At 68.4% G+C, this 15,802-nt stretch carries 18 protein-coding genes; 7 read left to right on the forward strand and 11 right to left on the reverse strand.

What is annotated here, in order from left to right:
- Positions 1 to 113: 113 nt before the first annotated feature.
- From AERO9AM_RS03750 to AERO9AM_RS03760, 3 genes are all read left to right on the forward strand, one after another.
- On the forward strand, positions 114 to 344 hold the full coding sequence (locus AERO9AM_RS03750; RefSeq protein WP_201298572.1) for a FitA-like ribbon-helix-helix domain-containing protein: 231 nt from the start codon (positions 114 to 116) through the stop codon (positions 342 to 344).
- Positions 341 to 733 (forward strand): type II toxin-antitoxin system VapC family toxin, encoded by a 393-nt coding sequence (locus AERO9AM_RS03755; protein WP_159574955.1) that lies wholly within the window; start codon positions 341 to 343, stop codon positions 731 to 733. Before AERO9AM_RS03750 ends, AERO9AM_RS03755 begins: the two co-directional genes overlap by 4 nt.
- Before the next feature lie 273 nt (positions 734 to 1,006).
- Complete coding sequence (locus tag AERO9AM_RS03760) at positions 1,007 to 1,414, forward strand: (deoxy)nucleoside triphosphate pyrophosphohydrolase (protein WP_201298573.1); 408 nt, start codon at positions 1,007 to 1,009, stop codon at positions 1,412 to 1,414.
- A 37-nt stretch (positions 1,415 to 1,451) separates the two neighbouring features.
- On the opposite strand, the gene AERO9AM_RS03765 is transcribed toward AERO9AM_RS03760, so the two are convergent.
- Complete coding sequence (locus tag AERO9AM_RS03765) at positions 1,452 to 2,543, reverse strand: hypothetical protein (protein ID WP_159574956.1); 1,092 nt, start codon at positions 2,541 to 2,543, stop codon at positions 1,452 to 1,454.
- Positions 2,544 to 2,601: 58 nt separating this feature from the next.
- Here AERO9AM_RS03765 and AERO9AM_RS03770 point away from each other — a divergent pair, with 58 nt between their 5' ends.
- From AERO9AM_RS03770 to AERO9AM_RS03780, 3 genes are all read left to right on the forward strand, one after another.
- Entirely contained in the window at positions 2,602 to 2,988 is a 387-nt protein-coding gene (locus AERO9AM_RS03770; protein ID WP_159574957.1) for a nucleotide pyrophosphohydrolase, read from the forward strand.
- Positions 2,988 to 4,739, forward strand: coding sequence for a DUF2075 domain-containing protein (locus tag AERO9AM_RS03775; protein WP_236602465.1), 1,752 nt, complete (start codon positions 2,988 to 2,990; stop codon positions 4,737 to 4,739). Before AERO9AM_RS03770 ends, AERO9AM_RS03775 begins: the two co-directional genes overlap by 1 nt.
- Before the next feature lie 83 nt (positions 4,740 to 4,822).
- Entirely contained in the window at positions 4,823 to 5,926 is a 1,104-nt protein-coding gene (locus AERO9AM_RS03780; protein ID WP_159574958.1) for a nuclease-related domain-containing protein, read from the forward strand.
- Positions 5,927 to 5,946: 20 nt separating this feature from the next.
- Here AERO9AM_RS03780 and AERO9AM_RS03785 read toward each other — a convergent pair whose 3' ends face one another.
- The 3 genes from AERO9AM_RS03785 to AERO9AM_RS03795 form a co-directional block, all read right to left on the reverse strand.
- The gene (locus tag AERO9AM_RS03785; protein ID WP_159574959.1) at positions 5,947 to 6,465 is read right to left on the reverse strand and encodes a hypothetical protein; all 519 of its coding nucleotides are present in this window, start codon (positions 6,463 to 6,465) and stop codon (positions 5,947 to 5,949) included.
- Between the two features lie 350 nt (positions 6,466 to 6,815).
- Complete coding sequence (locus tag AERO9AM_RS03790) at positions 6,816 to 7,382, reverse strand: hypothetical protein (protein WP_159574960.1); 567 nt, start codon at positions 7,380 to 7,382, stop codon at positions 6,816 to 6,818.
- Positions 7,383 to 7,519: 137 nt separating this feature from the next.
- A complete protein-coding gene (locus AERO9AM_RS03795; RefSeq protein ID WP_236602466.1) occupies positions 7,520 to 8,092 on the reverse strand; it encodes a TetR/AcrR family transcriptional regulator in 573 nt (190 codons plus the stop codon).
- 120 nt (positions 8,093 to 8,212) lie between these two features.
- Here AERO9AM_RS03795 and AERO9AM_RS03800 point away from each other — a divergent pair, with 120 nt between their 5' ends.
- Positions 8,213 to 9,208 (forward strand): SDR family NAD(P)-dependent oxidoreductase, encoded by a 996-nt coding sequence (locus AERO9AM_RS03800; protein ID WP_159574961.1) that lies wholly within the window; start codon positions 8,213 to 8,215, stop codon positions 9,206 to 9,208.
- Positions 9,209 to 9,496: 288 nt separating this feature from the next.
- Here AERO9AM_RS03800 and AERO9AM_RS03805 read toward each other — a convergent pair whose 3' ends face one another.
- The 7 genes from AERO9AM_RS03805 to AERO9AM_RS03835 form a co-directional block, all read right to left on the reverse strand.
- On the reverse strand, positions 9,497 to 10,099 hold the full coding sequence (locus tag AERO9AM_RS03805) for a dihydrofolate reductase family protein (protein ID WP_159574962.1): 603 nt from the start codon (positions 10,097 to 10,099) through the stop codon (positions 9,497 to 9,499).
- 116 nt (positions 10,100 to 10,215) lie between these two features.
- Positions 10,216 to 11,277, reverse strand: coding sequence for a carboxylate-amine ligase (locus tag AERO9AM_RS03810; RefSeq protein ID WP_159574963.1), 1,062 nt, complete (start codon positions 11,275 to 11,277; stop codon positions 10,216 to 10,218).
- Positions 11,278 to 11,475, reverse strand: coding sequence for a CDGSH iron-sulfur domain-containing protein (locus tag AERO9AM_RS03815; protein ID WP_159574964.1), 198 nt, complete (start codon positions 11,473 to 11,475; stop codon positions 11,278 to 11,280).
- Positions 11,472 to 12,527, reverse strand: a complete 1,056-nt coding sequence (locus tag AERO9AM_RS03820) for an iron-containing redox enzyme family protein (RefSeq protein WP_201298574.1) — start codon at positions 12,525 to 12,527, stop codon at positions 11,472 to 11,474. Before AERO9AM_RS03820 ends, AERO9AM_RS03815 begins: the two co-directional genes overlap by 4 nt.
- A 168-nt stretch (positions 12,528 to 12,695) precedes the next feature.
- Positions 12,696 to 12,890: a hypothetical protein gene (locus tag AERO9AM_RS03825; RefSeq protein ID WP_159574965.1), complete on the reverse strand. Its 195-nt coding sequence runs from the start codon at positions 12,888 to 12,890 to the stop codon at positions 12,696 to 12,698.
- Positions 12,891 to 13,015: 125 nt separating this feature from the next.
- Positions 13,016 to 14,050 carry an RNA polymerase subunit sigma-70 gene (locus AERO9AM_RS03830; RefSeq protein WP_159574966.1) on the reverse strand — a complete coding sequence of 345 codons (1,035 nt, stop codon included), beginning with the start codon at positions 14,048 to 14,050 and terminating at the stop codon, positions 13,016 to 13,018.
- Between the two features lie 58 nt (positions 14,051 to 14,108).
- Positions 14,109 to 15,710 (reverse strand): APC family permease, encoded by a 1,602-nt coding sequence (locus tag AERO9AM_RS03835; protein WP_159574967.1) that lies wholly within the window; start codon positions 15,708 to 15,710, stop codon positions 14,109 to 14,111.
- Positions 15,711 to 15,802: the final 92 nt, after the last annotated feature.

Consider the following 15,802-nt stretch of genomic DNA (forward strand, 5'->3'; position numbering starts at 1 on the left):
CCCACGGTTCCCGTCCTGACCCACCTCGAAGTCCGCGACGCAGAGCAATGTGGACCGATGGGAATCAGTTACGGCTTGTGCCCGAACGCCGGATGTGCATGCATACTGTAAGCATGCCCAACGTCCTCATTCGCGACCTGGATCCGGCAGTGCATTCGGTGCTGTCGGCGCGCGCCGAGGCGCGTGGACAGTCGCTGCAGCAGTATCTGACGACGGAGCTCACGCAGCTTGCAGGACGGCCGACGCTGACTGAGATGCTGGCGGAGTTGGAGCAACGTGCACCTCGGCGCGTCCCCCGCGAAGCGATCCTGAAGGCGATTCATGACGGCCGACGAGCGCGATGATCGTCGTCGACGCGTCCATCGTCGTCGAGCTGCTGACTGACCTTGGAGCCAGGACTCGCCTGCATGTGCGGCTTGCCGACGAGTCGCTCATCGCCCCCGATCTCCTCCCGGTCGAGGTGGCTTCAGCGTTGCGCGGGCTGAACCTGGGCGGCCATCTCGACGACGCCGCACTCGACCTCGCGGTCGATGACCTCATGCGTCTGCCCGTCGACCTGCACCCGTCCCTGCCGCTCGTGCCACGAATACTGGCCTTGCGGTCGAACATCTCGGCTTACGACGCAAGCTACGTGGCACTGGCCGAGGCCTTCCGGTGCCCGTTGCTCACCCTGGATCAGCGGTTGGCCGGAGCGGCGCGGACATTGTGCTCGGTCGAGACTCTCGAGACCTGACCAGGCCCATTTCGGCGCGCCGGCGATTGCGCTTCGTCGGCGTACGAAATGGCCGAGACGGGCATCAAAGACCGCTGGTCAGGCTCGAGGTGAGCGTCCCCCTCATCATCACCGCGGGCATGCTCACGACCCTTATGCCGGCGGTGCCGGTGCGCCCGCGCGCACGAATTCGAGGTTCGTTCCCATTCGTTCTGCCCCGTTCGCTGCTTAGTGCCCCCGCCCCTACCGCGCGATGAGCCAACGAAGGAGATCGAACGCAGATACGCTGACACGGTGATCAACGAGCGCCGGCGGGTTCGCGTGGTCGGAGCGGCCATCATCGCCGACGGTCGGGTGCTGGCTGCGCGCCGGGGTGCCGAACAGGTGCTTGCCGGCCTTTGGGAGTTCCCTGGCGGGAAGATCGAGGTCGGCGAGAGCCCCGAATCTGCGCTGCGACGTGAAATCGCCGAGGAGCTCGGTTGCACGATCGAGGTCGGGGATCTCATCGAGACCACCGTGCATATCTACGATTTCGCGACCGTCGAACTAACGACCTTCTACGCAACCCTCGTCGCTGGAAACCCCGCGGCTACGGAGCATGCCGAGCTCCGGTGGCTTGACCCATCGCATCTTCCCGACCTCGCCTGGGCTCCGGCGGACGTCCCGGCCGTTCGCAGGATCTCTCAAAGCCCGCACGCCTAGCTTGCTAGGCCTAACCAGAGTCTGAGGTGAACGGGAGTCAAGGTTTGGCCAACTCAAACGAATCACCGACCCGGGACGCGATGACGATCCCGAGATCCGCGGACAGTTCGCGGAGATCTGGCTCAACACGCCCAGGCAACAGAACCATGGGAGTGATATCAGGGCTCAATGAGCGGGCGTTATGGGCATAATCGAGCACCTGTCCAATCGCCATCCGCACGTATTCACGCGCAGTCGATTTCTTCGCCTCAACCACCCACCCTTCGGACTCGACGTACATGTCCGGCTCGATGACCGCGCCCCCGACGGGCAGCCTCAGGCGGCTCGGTGGCGTCCCCCGGCTGTGCAGCCAACTACCGAAATCGGCCTGAAGTTGGAACTCGACGCGAGAAACTACCCTGTCACCCGGCGGAGTTTGTGACGCGTCCGCGATCACAGCGATGTCGGACGCGTCGGGTGGGTCCCAGCGTACGACCTGCGGCTTGAGAAGCCGAAGTTGCCCCGGATCATGCGCGAGCAATTTTGGCCTTGCATCAACGGGCACCAAATTGAAGATGATCGCGCGGCGGAGGTGGCCGTCTTCGCCGGGGATCTCGTGGATTGAGCAAACCGGATCTCCCGTCGTGAATGCCCCCACATACGTCACGTAGGGTGACTCTGCACTAAAGACTCGGATCGTGCGGGCCTCATCAGCCGAATTCAGAATTGCCAAATTGCCACGCGTGAATTCCTGATGACCGGATCGCCCTTCTCCGGTGTAAGCGAAGCTTCCATCCGGCTGCAGCCCTTCAAAGAGGTCATATCCGTAGCGCGCACCCCGCGAAGGGTCCGTGAAGATGAAGATGTCCGACGTTCGCGTTGAAGTTGATATCCCACCTTGCTGCCCACCGCCATATTGCTGGTGCACGAGTCGGCGACGAACGCGATCCCCGATCTCCAGCGCCCAATCCGAACTTCTACTGCCGTCGCGTGCCAATCTCGACCGGACTTCGGCGGCCTGCACGTCGTCCAGCACCCACCGCGTCTGATCCTCGGGCAGGACGCCGTACAGCTCCCTAAGAACTTCGCGAACTCGCTTCTGACTCAGACCCGCCTCCAACGCGAGCAAGGCGGGCGTTACGGGATCCATGGCGCGAGCGTATCGGTCAGATCACCTCGCCGCCAGCACCCCTGCTACCGTCACTCCCATGCCGTCTGCCGCAACTCTCGCCGCCCTCCGCGCCTTCGTCGAGGAGCGGGATTGGGATCAGTTCCACACTCCCGAGAACCTCGCCAAGAGCATCGCGATCGAGTCCGGGGAGCTGCTCGAGTGCTTCCAGTGGGGCGGCGAGTTCGATCAGACGCGCGTCGAGGGGGAGCTCGCCGATGTCGTCACCTACTGCGTCCATCTGGCGAATCGCATCGGCGTCGATCTCGACGACATCGTGCTGCGCAAACTCGAGTCGACGCGCGCCAAGTACCCCGCCGAACAGGCCAAGGGCAGGATGGTGAAGTACACGCAGCTCGCGGCGGAGAGACAAGAACGACCCACGGAATCGGGCTCTGCGGGGAGCTCGGAGCCAGACGCATCGTGATGCGCATCGAACATGTGCCGTTTCGGCGAGACGCCGTCGATGCCAAAGCGCTCGCTGATCCGCAGCTGACGAACTGGCCTGTCGTCTACGTGATCGATGGCGCCCCGCGGAGCCGCGTCGCACCAGATTTATACGTCGGTGAAACAGTCAACGCGCACAAGCGCATGATCCAGCATTTGAAGGGGCCGAAGCGTGGAGCGCGGCTCGACAGGATCCACGTTGTCATCGACGAGCGCTTCAACAAGTCGGCCTGCCTCGATCTCGAGGCACACCTGATCCGGTGGTTCTCGGGCGATGCCCGATTTCAGGTGCTGAACAGCAACGCAGGGCTCGCGTCCGATGCGCAATACTTCGACCGTGCTCGTTATCGCGAGTCGTTCCGCGAGGTCTTCGACAAGCTGCGCGCCGGCGGTCTGTTCGACCAGAGCATCGCGGCCATCGAGAACAGCGACATGTTCAAACTGTCGCCGTTCAAGACGCTCAACCATGATCAGACCATCGCCGTCGACAACATCCTCAAGGCTCTGCTCGCGGATCTACGCGGGGACGAGAGGGGTTCGACGCTCGTCGTGCAGGGCGGACCGGGGACGGGCAAGACGATCGTCGCGATCTTCCTCATGAAGCTGCTCGCGGACATCGCCGCTCACGAGAACGGCGACGAGATCGAACAGGACTCGCTGTTCGCCGATTACTTCTTCGAGGGGAACCGCGAGTTGCTTGCAGGTCTCCGGATAGCGCTCGTCATCCCGCAGCAGTCCTTGCGCAAATCCGTGCAGCGTGTGTTCAGCAAGACACCGAGACTCGATCCGAAGACCGTACTGAGTCCGTTCCAGTTCGCGGAGTCGCACGCCAAGTTCGACCTCGTGTTCGTCGACGAGGCTCACCGGCTCGGGCAGCGCGCCAACCAGGCCTCCGGCGGGCAGAACAAGAAGTTCCGCGACATCAATGAGCGGCTGTTCGGCCGAGACGATCCTTCCCTGACTCAACTCGACTGGATCCGTCAGCGAAGCCGTCACCAGATCCTGCTCGTCGACGAGCTCCAGAGCGTGCGCCCGCACGACCTCGCTCCGGCGACCATGCAGCACGTCGTGCGCACCGCGAAGGAGAGCGATCGCCATTTCCACCTCATGACGCAGATGCGGGTGAGAGCCGGCGCCGACTACGTCGGATTCGTGCGCGCGGCACTGCGCGGCGAGGACCCCGAACGCCCCGACCTCGGCGACTACGATCTGCGCTTCTTCGACGACATCCGTGAGATGCGGGCCGCGATCCGTGCCGCGGAGCAGCGCGTCGGACTGTCCCGCCTGGTCGCGGGGTTCGCCTGGGATTGGGTGACGAAGCCACGGAAGAACAACAAGCGCCTCGCCGACTTCGACATCGAGATCGACGGCGAGCGGATGCTCTGGAACACGACCGATAAGGACTGGATCAACTCCCCGGGTGCACCCGACGAGGTCGGATCGATCCACACAGTGCAGGGCTACGACCTCAACTACGCCGGCGTGATCATGGGCCCAGACCTGCGACTGAATCCGGCTACCGGCGAGATCGCCGCCGATCGCGAGAACTACCGCGACAAGAAAGGCAAGGAGAACACCGGATCCTTCGCCGGCGGCTTCACCGACGAGCAGCTGCTGGTCTTCATCCGGAACATCTACGGCGTGCTGCTCACTCGGGGCATGCTCGGCACGTACGTGTACGTGTGCGATCCGCCTCTCCGGGAGCGGCTTCGGCGGGTATTCGGGACCTGACCAACCGCACTTCGCTCGGTCCGGTCCGCGCCACGCGCGGGCGACGCGCCGGGAAAGTCGGCGGGCGCTGATTGGCTGGGGGGATGGAGATCTCCACCGTCGTCCTGCTCATCGCCGTCGCCCTGCTGCTGGTCGCGTTCGCGGTCACGGTGTGGACGCTGGCCCGGCGCAACCGGCGGGTCCGGGAGGAGCTGCAGCGCCGCTATGCCGAGGACGAGACCTCTCTCATGGAGCGGCAGGAGAGCGCGACGCGCGAGCTGCAGAACGCGCACAGTGAGACCGTCGCGACCCTGACGGCACGCCATGACGCCGAGACCAAGCTGCGGCTCGAGGCGCATGAGGAGCAGGTGCGGGCGCTCGTCGCCGAACGCGACGCCGCGATCGCGAACGAAGAGGGATCACGGTTGCTCGCCGGCCGCGGACTGCGCTGGGAACTGGCGTCACGCGAGGTGCTCGTCGACGCCTGCGAGGCAGCCGGGCTGGACGCGATCATCGCGACGAACATCGTCTTCTCGCCGCGCGACGAGGGATCCACCGCGCCGTACTGCGCACAGCTCGATCATCTGGTCATCACCGAGAAGGCCGTGGTGCTGGTCGACAGCAAGTACTGGAAGGGCCTCATCCTCGACGGCAAGAAGCCGTCGACGCTCGCCGGCGCGCTCGGAGTGCTGTTCGACGAGAGCGCCCTGCCGGCGTCGTTCGCGATCGCGGTGTCGCGCGGTGGCGGGGAGCGCCTCGATGTGCGCACGCTGCTCGGAACGGAATCGCCCGCCGCGCGGGTGCGGCGGCAGGCGCGCCGCTTCCACGCGCACCTCGCCGCGCAGCACGGATCCGCGCCCTACCTTCAGACCTGCGTGTTCTACTCGCACCCCGACGCGCGCGTCTGGACCGGCGGCCTCGACGAGACGGAGCGCGCCCAGCCGACGCACATCGCCTCGGTGCGCACGATCCAGAAGGCGCTCCTCGACGCGCAGTCCGGCGGTCCTGCGGGCCCCACGTCGCACCAGGTGACGCAGCTCGTCGCGACGGTCCGCGACCTCGGCGCCGACCTGCACGGAACGGGCCGCTTCGCCTCGGAGTTCCGCAGCCCCGTGCCGCTGAACTTCCGCATGCCGGCGCATGGGGCGCTGTCAGGGACGGCAACGGACGGCCCGCGGATCCGAGAGCGTCGCAGCGTTCGGGCCTGAGCCGAGGTCTGTCGAACAGGTCAGCAGCCGGGAGCGTCAGGGCGCTCGGTGCAGGTGCCCTGAACGAGGGCGGTGTGCGCCTTCACTACGCGGATCTGCTGGCTCGCAGGCGGGCCGTTCAGCGTGCCGTTGATCGGGATCCAGCCGGCGCCGAGGTCGACATCGGCCGTGTAAGTGACGGTCGCGGTCGCCGTGTACGTGCCGGGTTCCGTGTAGACGTGGCTCGTCTCGGTCGGCGTGAACTGTGCCTGGCCACTCGCGTCCCAGGCGGTGCCGGGCGTGGTCGTCGTGCGGGTCTCTCCGTCGCCGTAGTCGAACGTGTAATTCACCGGGGTGAACCGGACGGTCAGTGCGCGGCCGAGGATCGTGCCCGGGACCGTCTCGGTCTTGGCGCTGCTGAGGAAGTTCGCGGGTAGACCGACGACGGCGATGTTGTCCGGTTCGCCGGCGACGGTCGTCGTGGAGGGGGCGAAGCGGGCGAGGTCGGAGATTGTGACGCTCCAACCGGGGGTGCCGGGCGATGGTTGTCCGACGGGCACGCCTATGGGCGGCAGGGACCGGCAGAAGTCGCTGGGCGGCCCGGGCGTTGCCGCGCAAATCTCCCACGGTGAGGGCTCTGCGGTGCCGACGCCATCCGAGTTGGTCGTTCCCTCCAGGTTGTCTTCTTCGCCTTCTCCTACGGCACCGCTATCTCCAGTGGTCTGACTATCACCGATCGTTACGCTCTCGCCATCCGCTGGGCAAATGCCCTCTTGCACCTGCTTCCAATTGCAACCGGCGTGAACCACGACGGCGGCCAATGCTCGAGTAGGAAGTGTCACCGCGAGCAGCGCCAGACAGGCCAAGAGCGCATAAGTAATCGCCCGGATCCCGCGCCGACTCGGTGCGATCATTTGCACGCGTCGGCGCTCCCGGAGATCTGGAAGATCCGCATCTCATCTCGCACGGGCATCGTCTTGATCGTTAGCGCCGCTATTGGTTGACGGTTGGGCGGAGTAGCGTCAGTGCCGTCTGCTGCGATTAGGCGACTCTTGGATATATCGAGACACGCGACACTCTCGACGGTTCGAGACTCAGCGTCGAACTTCTTTAGAACAAAACTGAGCACCGTCGAGGTTCCTTCAATTCTGGTGCCGCTCTTCTCATCCTCTCGCAGAGACTGAATGTCATCTTCGAGAGCCGCACCAGCAAGGAAATCCTGCGGGTCCTCAGCCTTTTCGCCGTTCTGAGCCGAATTCTTGGCGTCAACGAAACGCCGAAACACCTGCTCCGCGGCCTTGAACGCGTCGGCCTCGCTCGTGAACAGCGGGGTGGGCGTGGGCTTCGGCGCGGGGCCAAGAGTGCACCCGGCGAGACCGACAGCGGCCGCGACAAGCGCGGCCGCGACGACCGCGCGGAGCGCCGGACGGCCGCCACGCGCGGGACGGGCGTGGAGTGCGCTGCGCCGAGGGTTCATCCCCACACCGTAACCGGATCCGCCGCGCCGCAGAGGGAGTTATCCACAGCCCCGGGTCTGGACGGGCGCCGCGTTTCGTCTCGCTCGGCCTCCGGCCGTGCTCGCTCAACGACCCCGAGGTACGCCGCCGTGGCTGGCTAGCTCGTCGCGATGCCGCGCATGAGGAGTTCCACAAGCCCGTCCACGCGGGATCCGGTGAGCGGCCGGCCGAGCAGCGCCGCGTATGACGTCGCCGCCAAGAACTGGTCCGCGACCGCCGCGGGATCCACGTCGGCACGCACTGCGCCCTCCTCCTGCGCACGCGTCACGCGCGCCACGATCCACGACACGATCGGGTCTGCAAGCCGATGGTTCAGGGCCGCACCCAGCTCCGGATCCGTTGCCGTCACCGCGATGAGCGCGCGTGCGAGCGCGACGTTCTCGGGACGCGACAGATGTGCTCCGGCCATCGCGAACCAGCCGCGGAGATCCGCCGCCAAATCGTCGGAGAACGGCAGCACGACCTCGGCGCCCGGGAGCGAGCCCTCCAGCAGAGCCTCACCGAGGATCGCCGCCTTCGACGGCCACCACCGGTAGATCGTCTGCTTCGAAACGCCCGCCTCGGTTGCGAGACCCTCGATGGTCGCCGCCTCGTAGCCGTCCGCGGCGAGAGCGCGCCGCATCGCGGCCAGCACGGACTGGCGGGCGTTCTCGCTGCGTGGACGGGGCATCCTCCGAGCGTATCGAGGTGTACGCTCACCAATAAGTGGACGCACCGTTGCGAAATAGATCGCGGCTCGAGTCCGTCGCGTCGCAGCGGACCGGATCCACAGTGAACGAAGGAGACACCCATGGCCCTGACCGCGAATTCCTCCATCGGAGACTGGCTGGCCGATCCGACCGGCGGAGAGCTCATCCGGGGCCTGCTCGCGCAGTCGGGAGCGAACGTCGACTCGCTCACCCCTGTGCTCGGTCTGCCGCTGCAGCAGCTCGTCGTGATGAGCCAGGGCGCGATGCCGCAGTCCGTGGTCGACGACCTCGTGCGCGCGGCGAACGGCGGCGAGATACCCGAAGACGCCGCACCTCACGGCTCGACCGAGCAGGTCACCCCGGGACGCTTCGCCGGAAAGACCGTCATCGTCACCGGCGCCGCGTCGGGCATCGGCAAGGCCACCGCCTCCCGCATCGCGCGCGAGGGCGGCCGTGTCATCGCGTGCGACATCGCGGCGGACAAGCTCGACGCCCTCGCCGCCGAGTTGCCCGGCATCGTCACCGTGACGGGCGACCTCACACAGCAGGATGCGATCGACCGCGTCGTCGCCGCGGCGGGCGACCGTATCGACGGACTCGCCAACGTCGCGGGCATCAACGACGACTTCTCGCCCGCCGGGGAGACCCCCGACGCTGTCTGGGATCGCGTCATCGCGATCAACCTCACCGCACCGTTCAAGCTCATGCGCGCGGTTCTGCCGATCATGGAGGCGGCCGGACGCGGATCCATCCTCAACGTCTCGAGCGAGGCGGGCCTTCGCGGCAACGCATCGGGCAACGCCTACACGGCCAGCAAGCACGGCATCATCGGCGTGACGAAGTCGGCGGCGTTCATGTACGGCCCGAAGGGGATCCGCGTGAACTCGGTCGCCCCGGGCGGTGTCGCCACGGGGATCCCGATGCCGCCGCACATGTCCGAATACGGATCCGCCCGGCTCGCCCCGTTCCAGCAGGCCATGCCGACGGTCGCGACAGCCGAGCACCTCGCGGCGTCGATCACGTTCCTGCTCTCGGACGACGCGGTGAACATCAATGGCGCGATCCTCGCCTCGGACGGCGGCTGGTCGGTGCAGTAACCCGACCTCGGCAGGGTCGATCCGGCGACGCCTGCAGGACTTCGCGACGCATGCAGGATCCGATCGCCGGTTCGCTCCTGCACGCGTCGCGGGGTCCTGCAGGTGTCACGCAGCGTGCGAAACCGACCCCCTGCGCGGCGACCTCCGGCGCTGCACCACCGGCACGATGAACAGCGCGACGAAGTCTCCGACAGGCGCTCGGGCGGTGGCGTCCATGCCCCCCCCAAGCCCACGCCGCAGAAGGCGCCGGCTTCGATTCCGGCGCACGGTCGACGGTGCGTCAGGGATTCACTCCGCGTGAGCCGGCGCGTACTGCAGCAGCACGTTCGACGACCCCGGGATCGGGGCTGCGCCGAGCGTGCGCAGCCGCACCGGAGCACGGAATGCGGGCACGCCCTCGCCGATCGCGTCAGGCCCCATGATGAGGTCGAGGCGGTCGACGGCGTCGTCCGCCAGCAGGCCGTTCCACAGGGTCGCGCTGGCGAACACGACGATGTCGCCGCCGTCGCCGAGCTTCTCCTGGGCCAGCGTCGCAGCGAGCTCGCCGCTGCCGACGACCCGCGTGGTGTCGTGCCACGGATTGTCCTCCGGCACGACGAACCCGTCGCTGACCACGATCTTCGGGATGTCGCGGTACAGGCGGCTGAACTCGCGGTTGACGGCGCTCAGGGCGGGGTTCGACGGATCCTCCGGCGCATCGGCGATCATCGGCCAGAACGAGCTGAACAGTTCGAACGACGTGCGGCCGAGCAGCACGGTGCCCGCGCCCCGCATGAGCTCGAGGTTGTGCGCGTCGAAGCCCGCGTCGAGGTTCAGAACCATCGGGTTCCCTCCGACACCGGCGAAGAAGCCGTCGAGGGTGATGGCGTTGGAGACGATGAGAGAGCGCATGAGCGTTCCTTTCCTGGCAGAAGAATGCGTACACAGGTGCAGATACGCCGGATCCGCGAAACTCATCGGTCGTCGCGAAAATCCTCGCGCGAATCAGAGGTGTCGCCGATGCCCGCTCAGCGCGCCAGCGACTCCCGGTAGAGCCGGGCGAGCGCCGGGATCCCCGCCCGGTGCGCCTCCCGCTGCCGGACGGCGCCGCTCCGAGGCCGCTCGAGCAGGCCCTCCGCGACACGGACCTCGTCGTCGCCGCGGAGATGAGGCGCGATCCGGTCGTGCAGCGCGGACAGCACCTCGGCCGCGGGTACCAGTCGGCCGGTGTGGGGGTGGACGAGCGTGCCACGCAGGCCGTGCCGGGCCGCGTGCCAGAGCGCCGCGTCCCACGGCGCCCGGTCCAGCGTCGGCGGGGAGTCGGGCTCGAGCGCCGACTCGACGAGCGCGCGGATGACGACCGCCAGCGCGATCGAGCTCTCCGCATCGAGCTGCACGTCGCAGACCCGCACCTCCAGCGTCGGGTACCGGGTGGAGAGGCGCATGTTCCAGTTGACCCCGCGGGGATCGGTGGTCGCGCCGATGCCGACCAGAGCAGCGGCGACCTCGTCGTAGTCGTCGGCGTCCCGGAAGAGCGGCGGGATCCCGTAGGTCGTCCAGCGGCGGGAGTGGATGGCGCGCCAGCTGTCGTATCCCGTGTCCCGGCCGGCCCAGAAGGGCGAGTTGCCGGAGAGCGCGAGCAGGATGGGCAGCCACCCGCGCAGCGCGTTCGACGCGCGGACGCCGGCCTCGCGGTCCACCCCGACGTGCACGTGCAGGCCGCCGATCTGGTGGTCGCCCGTGAGCGCCGTGACCTCGGACGAGATCTCGGCGTACCGCTCGCCCGGGCTGATCGTGGGGAGCGCGTGTCCACGGAACGGCGTGCCGGTGCCCGCGGCGATCACGCCCGCGTCCGCGGCCCAGTCGGCGAGACGACGACGGAAGCCGAGCAGCGCGTCGCGGGCCTCGCTCGTGCTGCCGCACACGGGGGTCGCGTATTCCACCTGGGCGCAGAGGAACTCCCGGGCCACCGAGCCGTCGCACCGGCCGTCGGCGAGCACCGCGACCGCCTGCGCCGCGCATTCGACCGGCGTCAGGGTCTCGGGGTCGAGGAGCACGAACTCCTCTTCGATGCCGAAGGTGGTGACCATTCACTCGGTCCTGAATCCGGCCGCTTTGTGTGTCCCGTCGCAGAACGGCTTGATCGACGACAGTCCGCAGCGGCAGAGCGCGACCGTGCGCCGTCGCGTCGGGATGGGCGTGCCGTCGGCGCTGAGCAGTTCCACATCTCCGCGCACGATCAGCGGCCCGTCGGGGTACGGGCTGATCGTCGCCGGCCGCCCCTTCATCCGACGACCTCCGGCAGCCGCAGCGAGGACTCGCCGCTCTGCCACTTCTCCAGCATGTGGGCGCCGACGAGACCGTCCACGGTCAGGCAGGCGGAGGCGCCGAACATGATGTCAGGGAGCAGCTCGGGCTGGTCCTCGGCGAGCGCGCCCGCGAGATCACGGCCGGCGATCTGCTCGTGCACTGCATCCGCTTCGACGTGCTCGTCGAAGTAGTCGGTCACGTCGTCGCCGAAGCCGAGCCGGCGCAGCCCGTCGCCGTAGAGCCGGTTCGGGATCGACGACGTCATCTCGAACGCCGCCAGGTGCCCGACGATCGCGCCGAGCAGCCGCCGGTTCAGGCCGAACAGCGACATCGCGTTCAGGGAGCACAGCGTGATCGCCGGCACCGCGTCGACGTAGCCGCCGTAGCGGTCGTCGAGGCCCGCGCCGCGCATGGCCTTCGCGAAGATCTCGGCGTGCACCCGGTCCGGACGTCCGCCGCCGTACTCGTCGGCCTGGATCTCCACGAGCGCCGCCTTCGCACGTCCGTGCAGCCGTGGGATCGCCCAGGAATGCGGATCCGCCTCGCGGAGCGTGTAGATCGAGCGCTGCACCAGGAACTCCAGCGCCTGCGCCCGGGTCGCCTTCTTCGCCACGTAGCGGGAAAGGCTCGGGCCGGCGTCGGCGGAGGTGAGCGCGAACAGCGCTGCGGCGACCTCGCCCTGCGAGCACTCGGGCAGCGGATCCACCGGCACGACCTCGCGCAGCGCTGCCTCGAACGCGTCCTCCAGCACGCGCCTCGCCTCGAGCAGCTGCGGATCCCACTCACGATCCGGATCGAACTCGGGGACGGATCCATAGGCCGACGCGTAGAGGAGGAAAAGGGAGAGCTGCACGTCGTCATCGCGGAGGAGGTCGTCAGCCCCCGCGACCGCCTCCTCGGCGAGCGCGACCACGTCCTCGGGGTCCGCGGCGGCGCCGGCTCGGGTGAGGGCGTCCTGCAGCGCACCGCTCAGAGGGCCGCGGACGGCGAAGGTGCTCGCGGTCGGGGATGCGGTGAGCGTCGGGTTCATGGGATCTCCTTGCGGGGTTCGTCGAGAGGGGCGTTGCGGTGCGCGGTCGTCACCGGGCGCGGCTCACGGCGCCACGCGCGGGCGCGGAACGAGCGCCCGGGCGGTGCGAGAGGCCCGGAGCCGGTCGCGCCGCGCGTGAGCGGGCGCGCCGGGCACAACTGCGGGGAATCAGCTCTCCCGCGCCTCGTCGTCGGGGTCGTCGGTCTCGGCGGCGACGCGGTCGGCTTCGGCGCTGTCGATCTGGTCGTCGTTCCGATCCGGGTCGAGCTTCTCGTCGCCGTCGGCGTCCTCCACGAGGGGCGGTTCGAAGAGCTCCTGCTCGGGGTCCTCGGGGCTCAGCGGCATCTGCGGGTTGTTCGTCATGGTGCGCTCCTTCGCGTCCGGCGTCCGGCTCGGGCGTCCGCGTGGGACGCCGCACCGGCCGCACGGCACACGCTAGGCGGCCGACGGCGCCGCGTCTGCGGTCTTGTCACCGCGACGCCGGCGTGCTAGCTCGCGGATCCCGCCCGCTCGAGCAGAGCCGGATCCAGGAACGAGGCGATCCAGGAGATCTCGGATCCGCGGAAGCCGAGCGCCATGATCGCACCGGGCCGCCAGGCGCCCTCAGCGAACTGCTCGGCGATGAGCGCGGGCATGCCGTTGACCACGGCCCGCGCGCGCACGCGCCACGGGGTGACCAGGGAGCGCTCGGCGAAGAACGCCGTGACGTCGGCGATGCCGTCGAACCAGGCCGGCAGGGGCGGCATCGTGAGGCGCACGTCGTCGGCCAGCAGTCGGACGATGCCGGCCACGTCGCCGGCTTCGAACGCCGCGACGAAGGCGTCCACGGCGCGCTGCTGCGCCGCGTCCGGGGCCTCGAGGGGCGGACCCTCGACCGACGGGCCCTCGGCGACCGCGTTCTGCGCGGCGTCCGCCCCGCCGTCCTCCGTCGCCCGGGGCGAGTTCGCCCGGGACCGGCTCGCGCGAGCTCGCTGCAGCGCGCTGTTCACGGACGCGACAGTCGCGTCGAGGACCTCAGCGGTCTCGGCCGCAGAGAAGTCCAGCACGTCGCGCAGGATGAGGGCCGCTCGCTGGCTCGGCGGCAGCTGCTGCAGCGCCGCGAGGAACGCGAGCGAGATCGTGTCGCGGCGCACGGCCGCCTCCGCGGGATCGTCGACTGCGGCGATCCACGGATCCAGCCACGCCGTCGCCTCGTCCGGCGCGCCCAGGTCGCCGAGCGGATCACGCGCGGGGTGCGCGTCCCACGACAGCACCCGGACCGGCCGCCGCTCCGCCACCCGCAGGCTCGTGCGCGTCGCGATGCGGTACAGCCACGTGCGCAGCGAGCTGTGACCGGCGAACCCGGCGATGCCGCGCCACGCGGCGAGCAGCGCGTCCTGCGTCGCATCCTCCGCGTCGGCGAGCGAACCCAGGATCCGGTAGCAGTGCCGCTGCAGCTCGCGGCGGTGCGGGCCGACCAGCGCCGCGAACGCCGACTCGTCGCCGCTCCGAGCGCGATCCAGCAGCAGCGTCGCGTCGGTCATGCGCACTCCCCCGTCATGCCGAGAGGGTACCCCCGGACCCCGATCCGAGGAGCGGTCGTCAGCCGCCGAGGCCGTCGTCGAAGACCTGCAGCGCGGAGGTGTCGTTGGTGGCGTCGGTGCGCGCCAGGCGCTCCCCGCGGAAGAAGCCGGGCGAGGCCTTCGCCTGGAGGAGCATCAGGACCACGCCGAGGCCCAGCACCGTCACGCCGATGATTCCCACCAGACCGACGCCGCCGATGTTGCTGCCGGATCCGGCTTCCGGATCCATGGCGTCGATCGTCGTCTTCACGAACACGATCAGCAGCAGGATCCCGCCGAGCCCGGGCAGCACGATCTTCATCAGGATCGACCCGAGGCCCTCGCGCAGCGCCGACTTGCGGAAGTACCACGGGCTCGCGAGCGCCGTGACGCCGTAGTAGAAGCACACCATCATGCCGAGCGCGGTGATCGTGTCCCACAGCACGTCCTCACTGATGAAGCGCATCACCGCGTAGAACACCGACGCGACGATCGACGACAGCAGCAGCGCGACGTGCGGCGACTTGTACTTCGGGTGCACCTTCTTCAGCGACGCCGGCAGGGCGCCGTAGTGCGACATCGCGAGCAGCGTGCGCGCCGGCGAGATGGCGGTGGAGTTGATCGACGCCATGGCGCTGACCAGGATCGCAAGCGAGAGCAGGATCGCGGCCGGCCCCATCACGGGGTGCGCGAGGGCCGCGAACACGTTCTCGATGATGTCGGAGTTGCCGAGCCCGGTCGGGCCGTCGCCGAGACCCGCGTACGCGACCGTGGCGGTCGCCGTGCCGACGTAGAGGATCACGAGGATCGCGACGAGGATCATCGCCGCCTTGCTCTCGGTGGACAGGCGCCCCTTCGAGGGCTTGGTCTCCTCGCCCATCGTGAGCACGGTGTCCCAGCCCCAGTAGACGAAGATCGACACCGCGATGCCGGCGGCGAACGCACTGAAGCTCGACACCTCGAACGGGTTGAACCAGCTCAGCTCCGGAAGCTTCGCCTCCTTGTTGGCCGGGTCGCCGGCGCCCACGAACATCGCCACGACGAACCACACCATGACCGCCATCTGGAAGATCACGGTGACGTACTGGAACACCTTGGTCGAGGTCATGCCGCGGTAGGAGATGAACGTCGCGAGAGCCATGAACCCGAGGCACACGGCGATGTTGATGAACTTGTTCGCCGCGAGATCGGCGATCGACGGATCCCCGACGAGGATGCTGATCGACTGGAAGAGGAACTCCACCGCGATGCCGGCGAGGTTGGAGAGCACGAGCACGGTCGCGGCGATGAGGCCCCAGCCGGCCATCCAGCCGACCCACGGGCCGAAGGCGCGGGTCGCCCAGGTGAACGACGTGCCGGAGTCGGGCATCGCGGAGTTCAGCGCGCGGTACCCGAGCGCCACGAGGAGCATGGGGATGAAGCCCATGAGGAAGATCGCCGGCGTCTGGTAGCCGACCTCGCTCGCCGCCGGCCCCACGGCGGCGGTCAGCGTGTACGCGGGCGCGCACGTCGAGATCCCGATCACCAGACAGCCGAGCACGCCCACGGTGCCGGTGGGGAGGCCCTTCTTGCTGATGCCCGTGACCGAGTCGAGGGTCCGCGTGGCCGGATCCGGCGCTCCCTGGTCATACGTCACGCTCATGCCGATCCTGCTTCCTGCGCGTCATCGCACGGTCGCCCCGGTGACGACGCTGTGGCCTGGCGACGCTGCGCCCCGCCTTCGATTCTATGCGT

It is taken from the genome of Microbacterium sp. 8M, from assembly GCF_902506375.1.
Classification (GTDB): domain Bacteria; phylum Actinomycetota; class Actinomycetes; order Actinomycetales; family Microbacteriaceae; genus Microbacterium.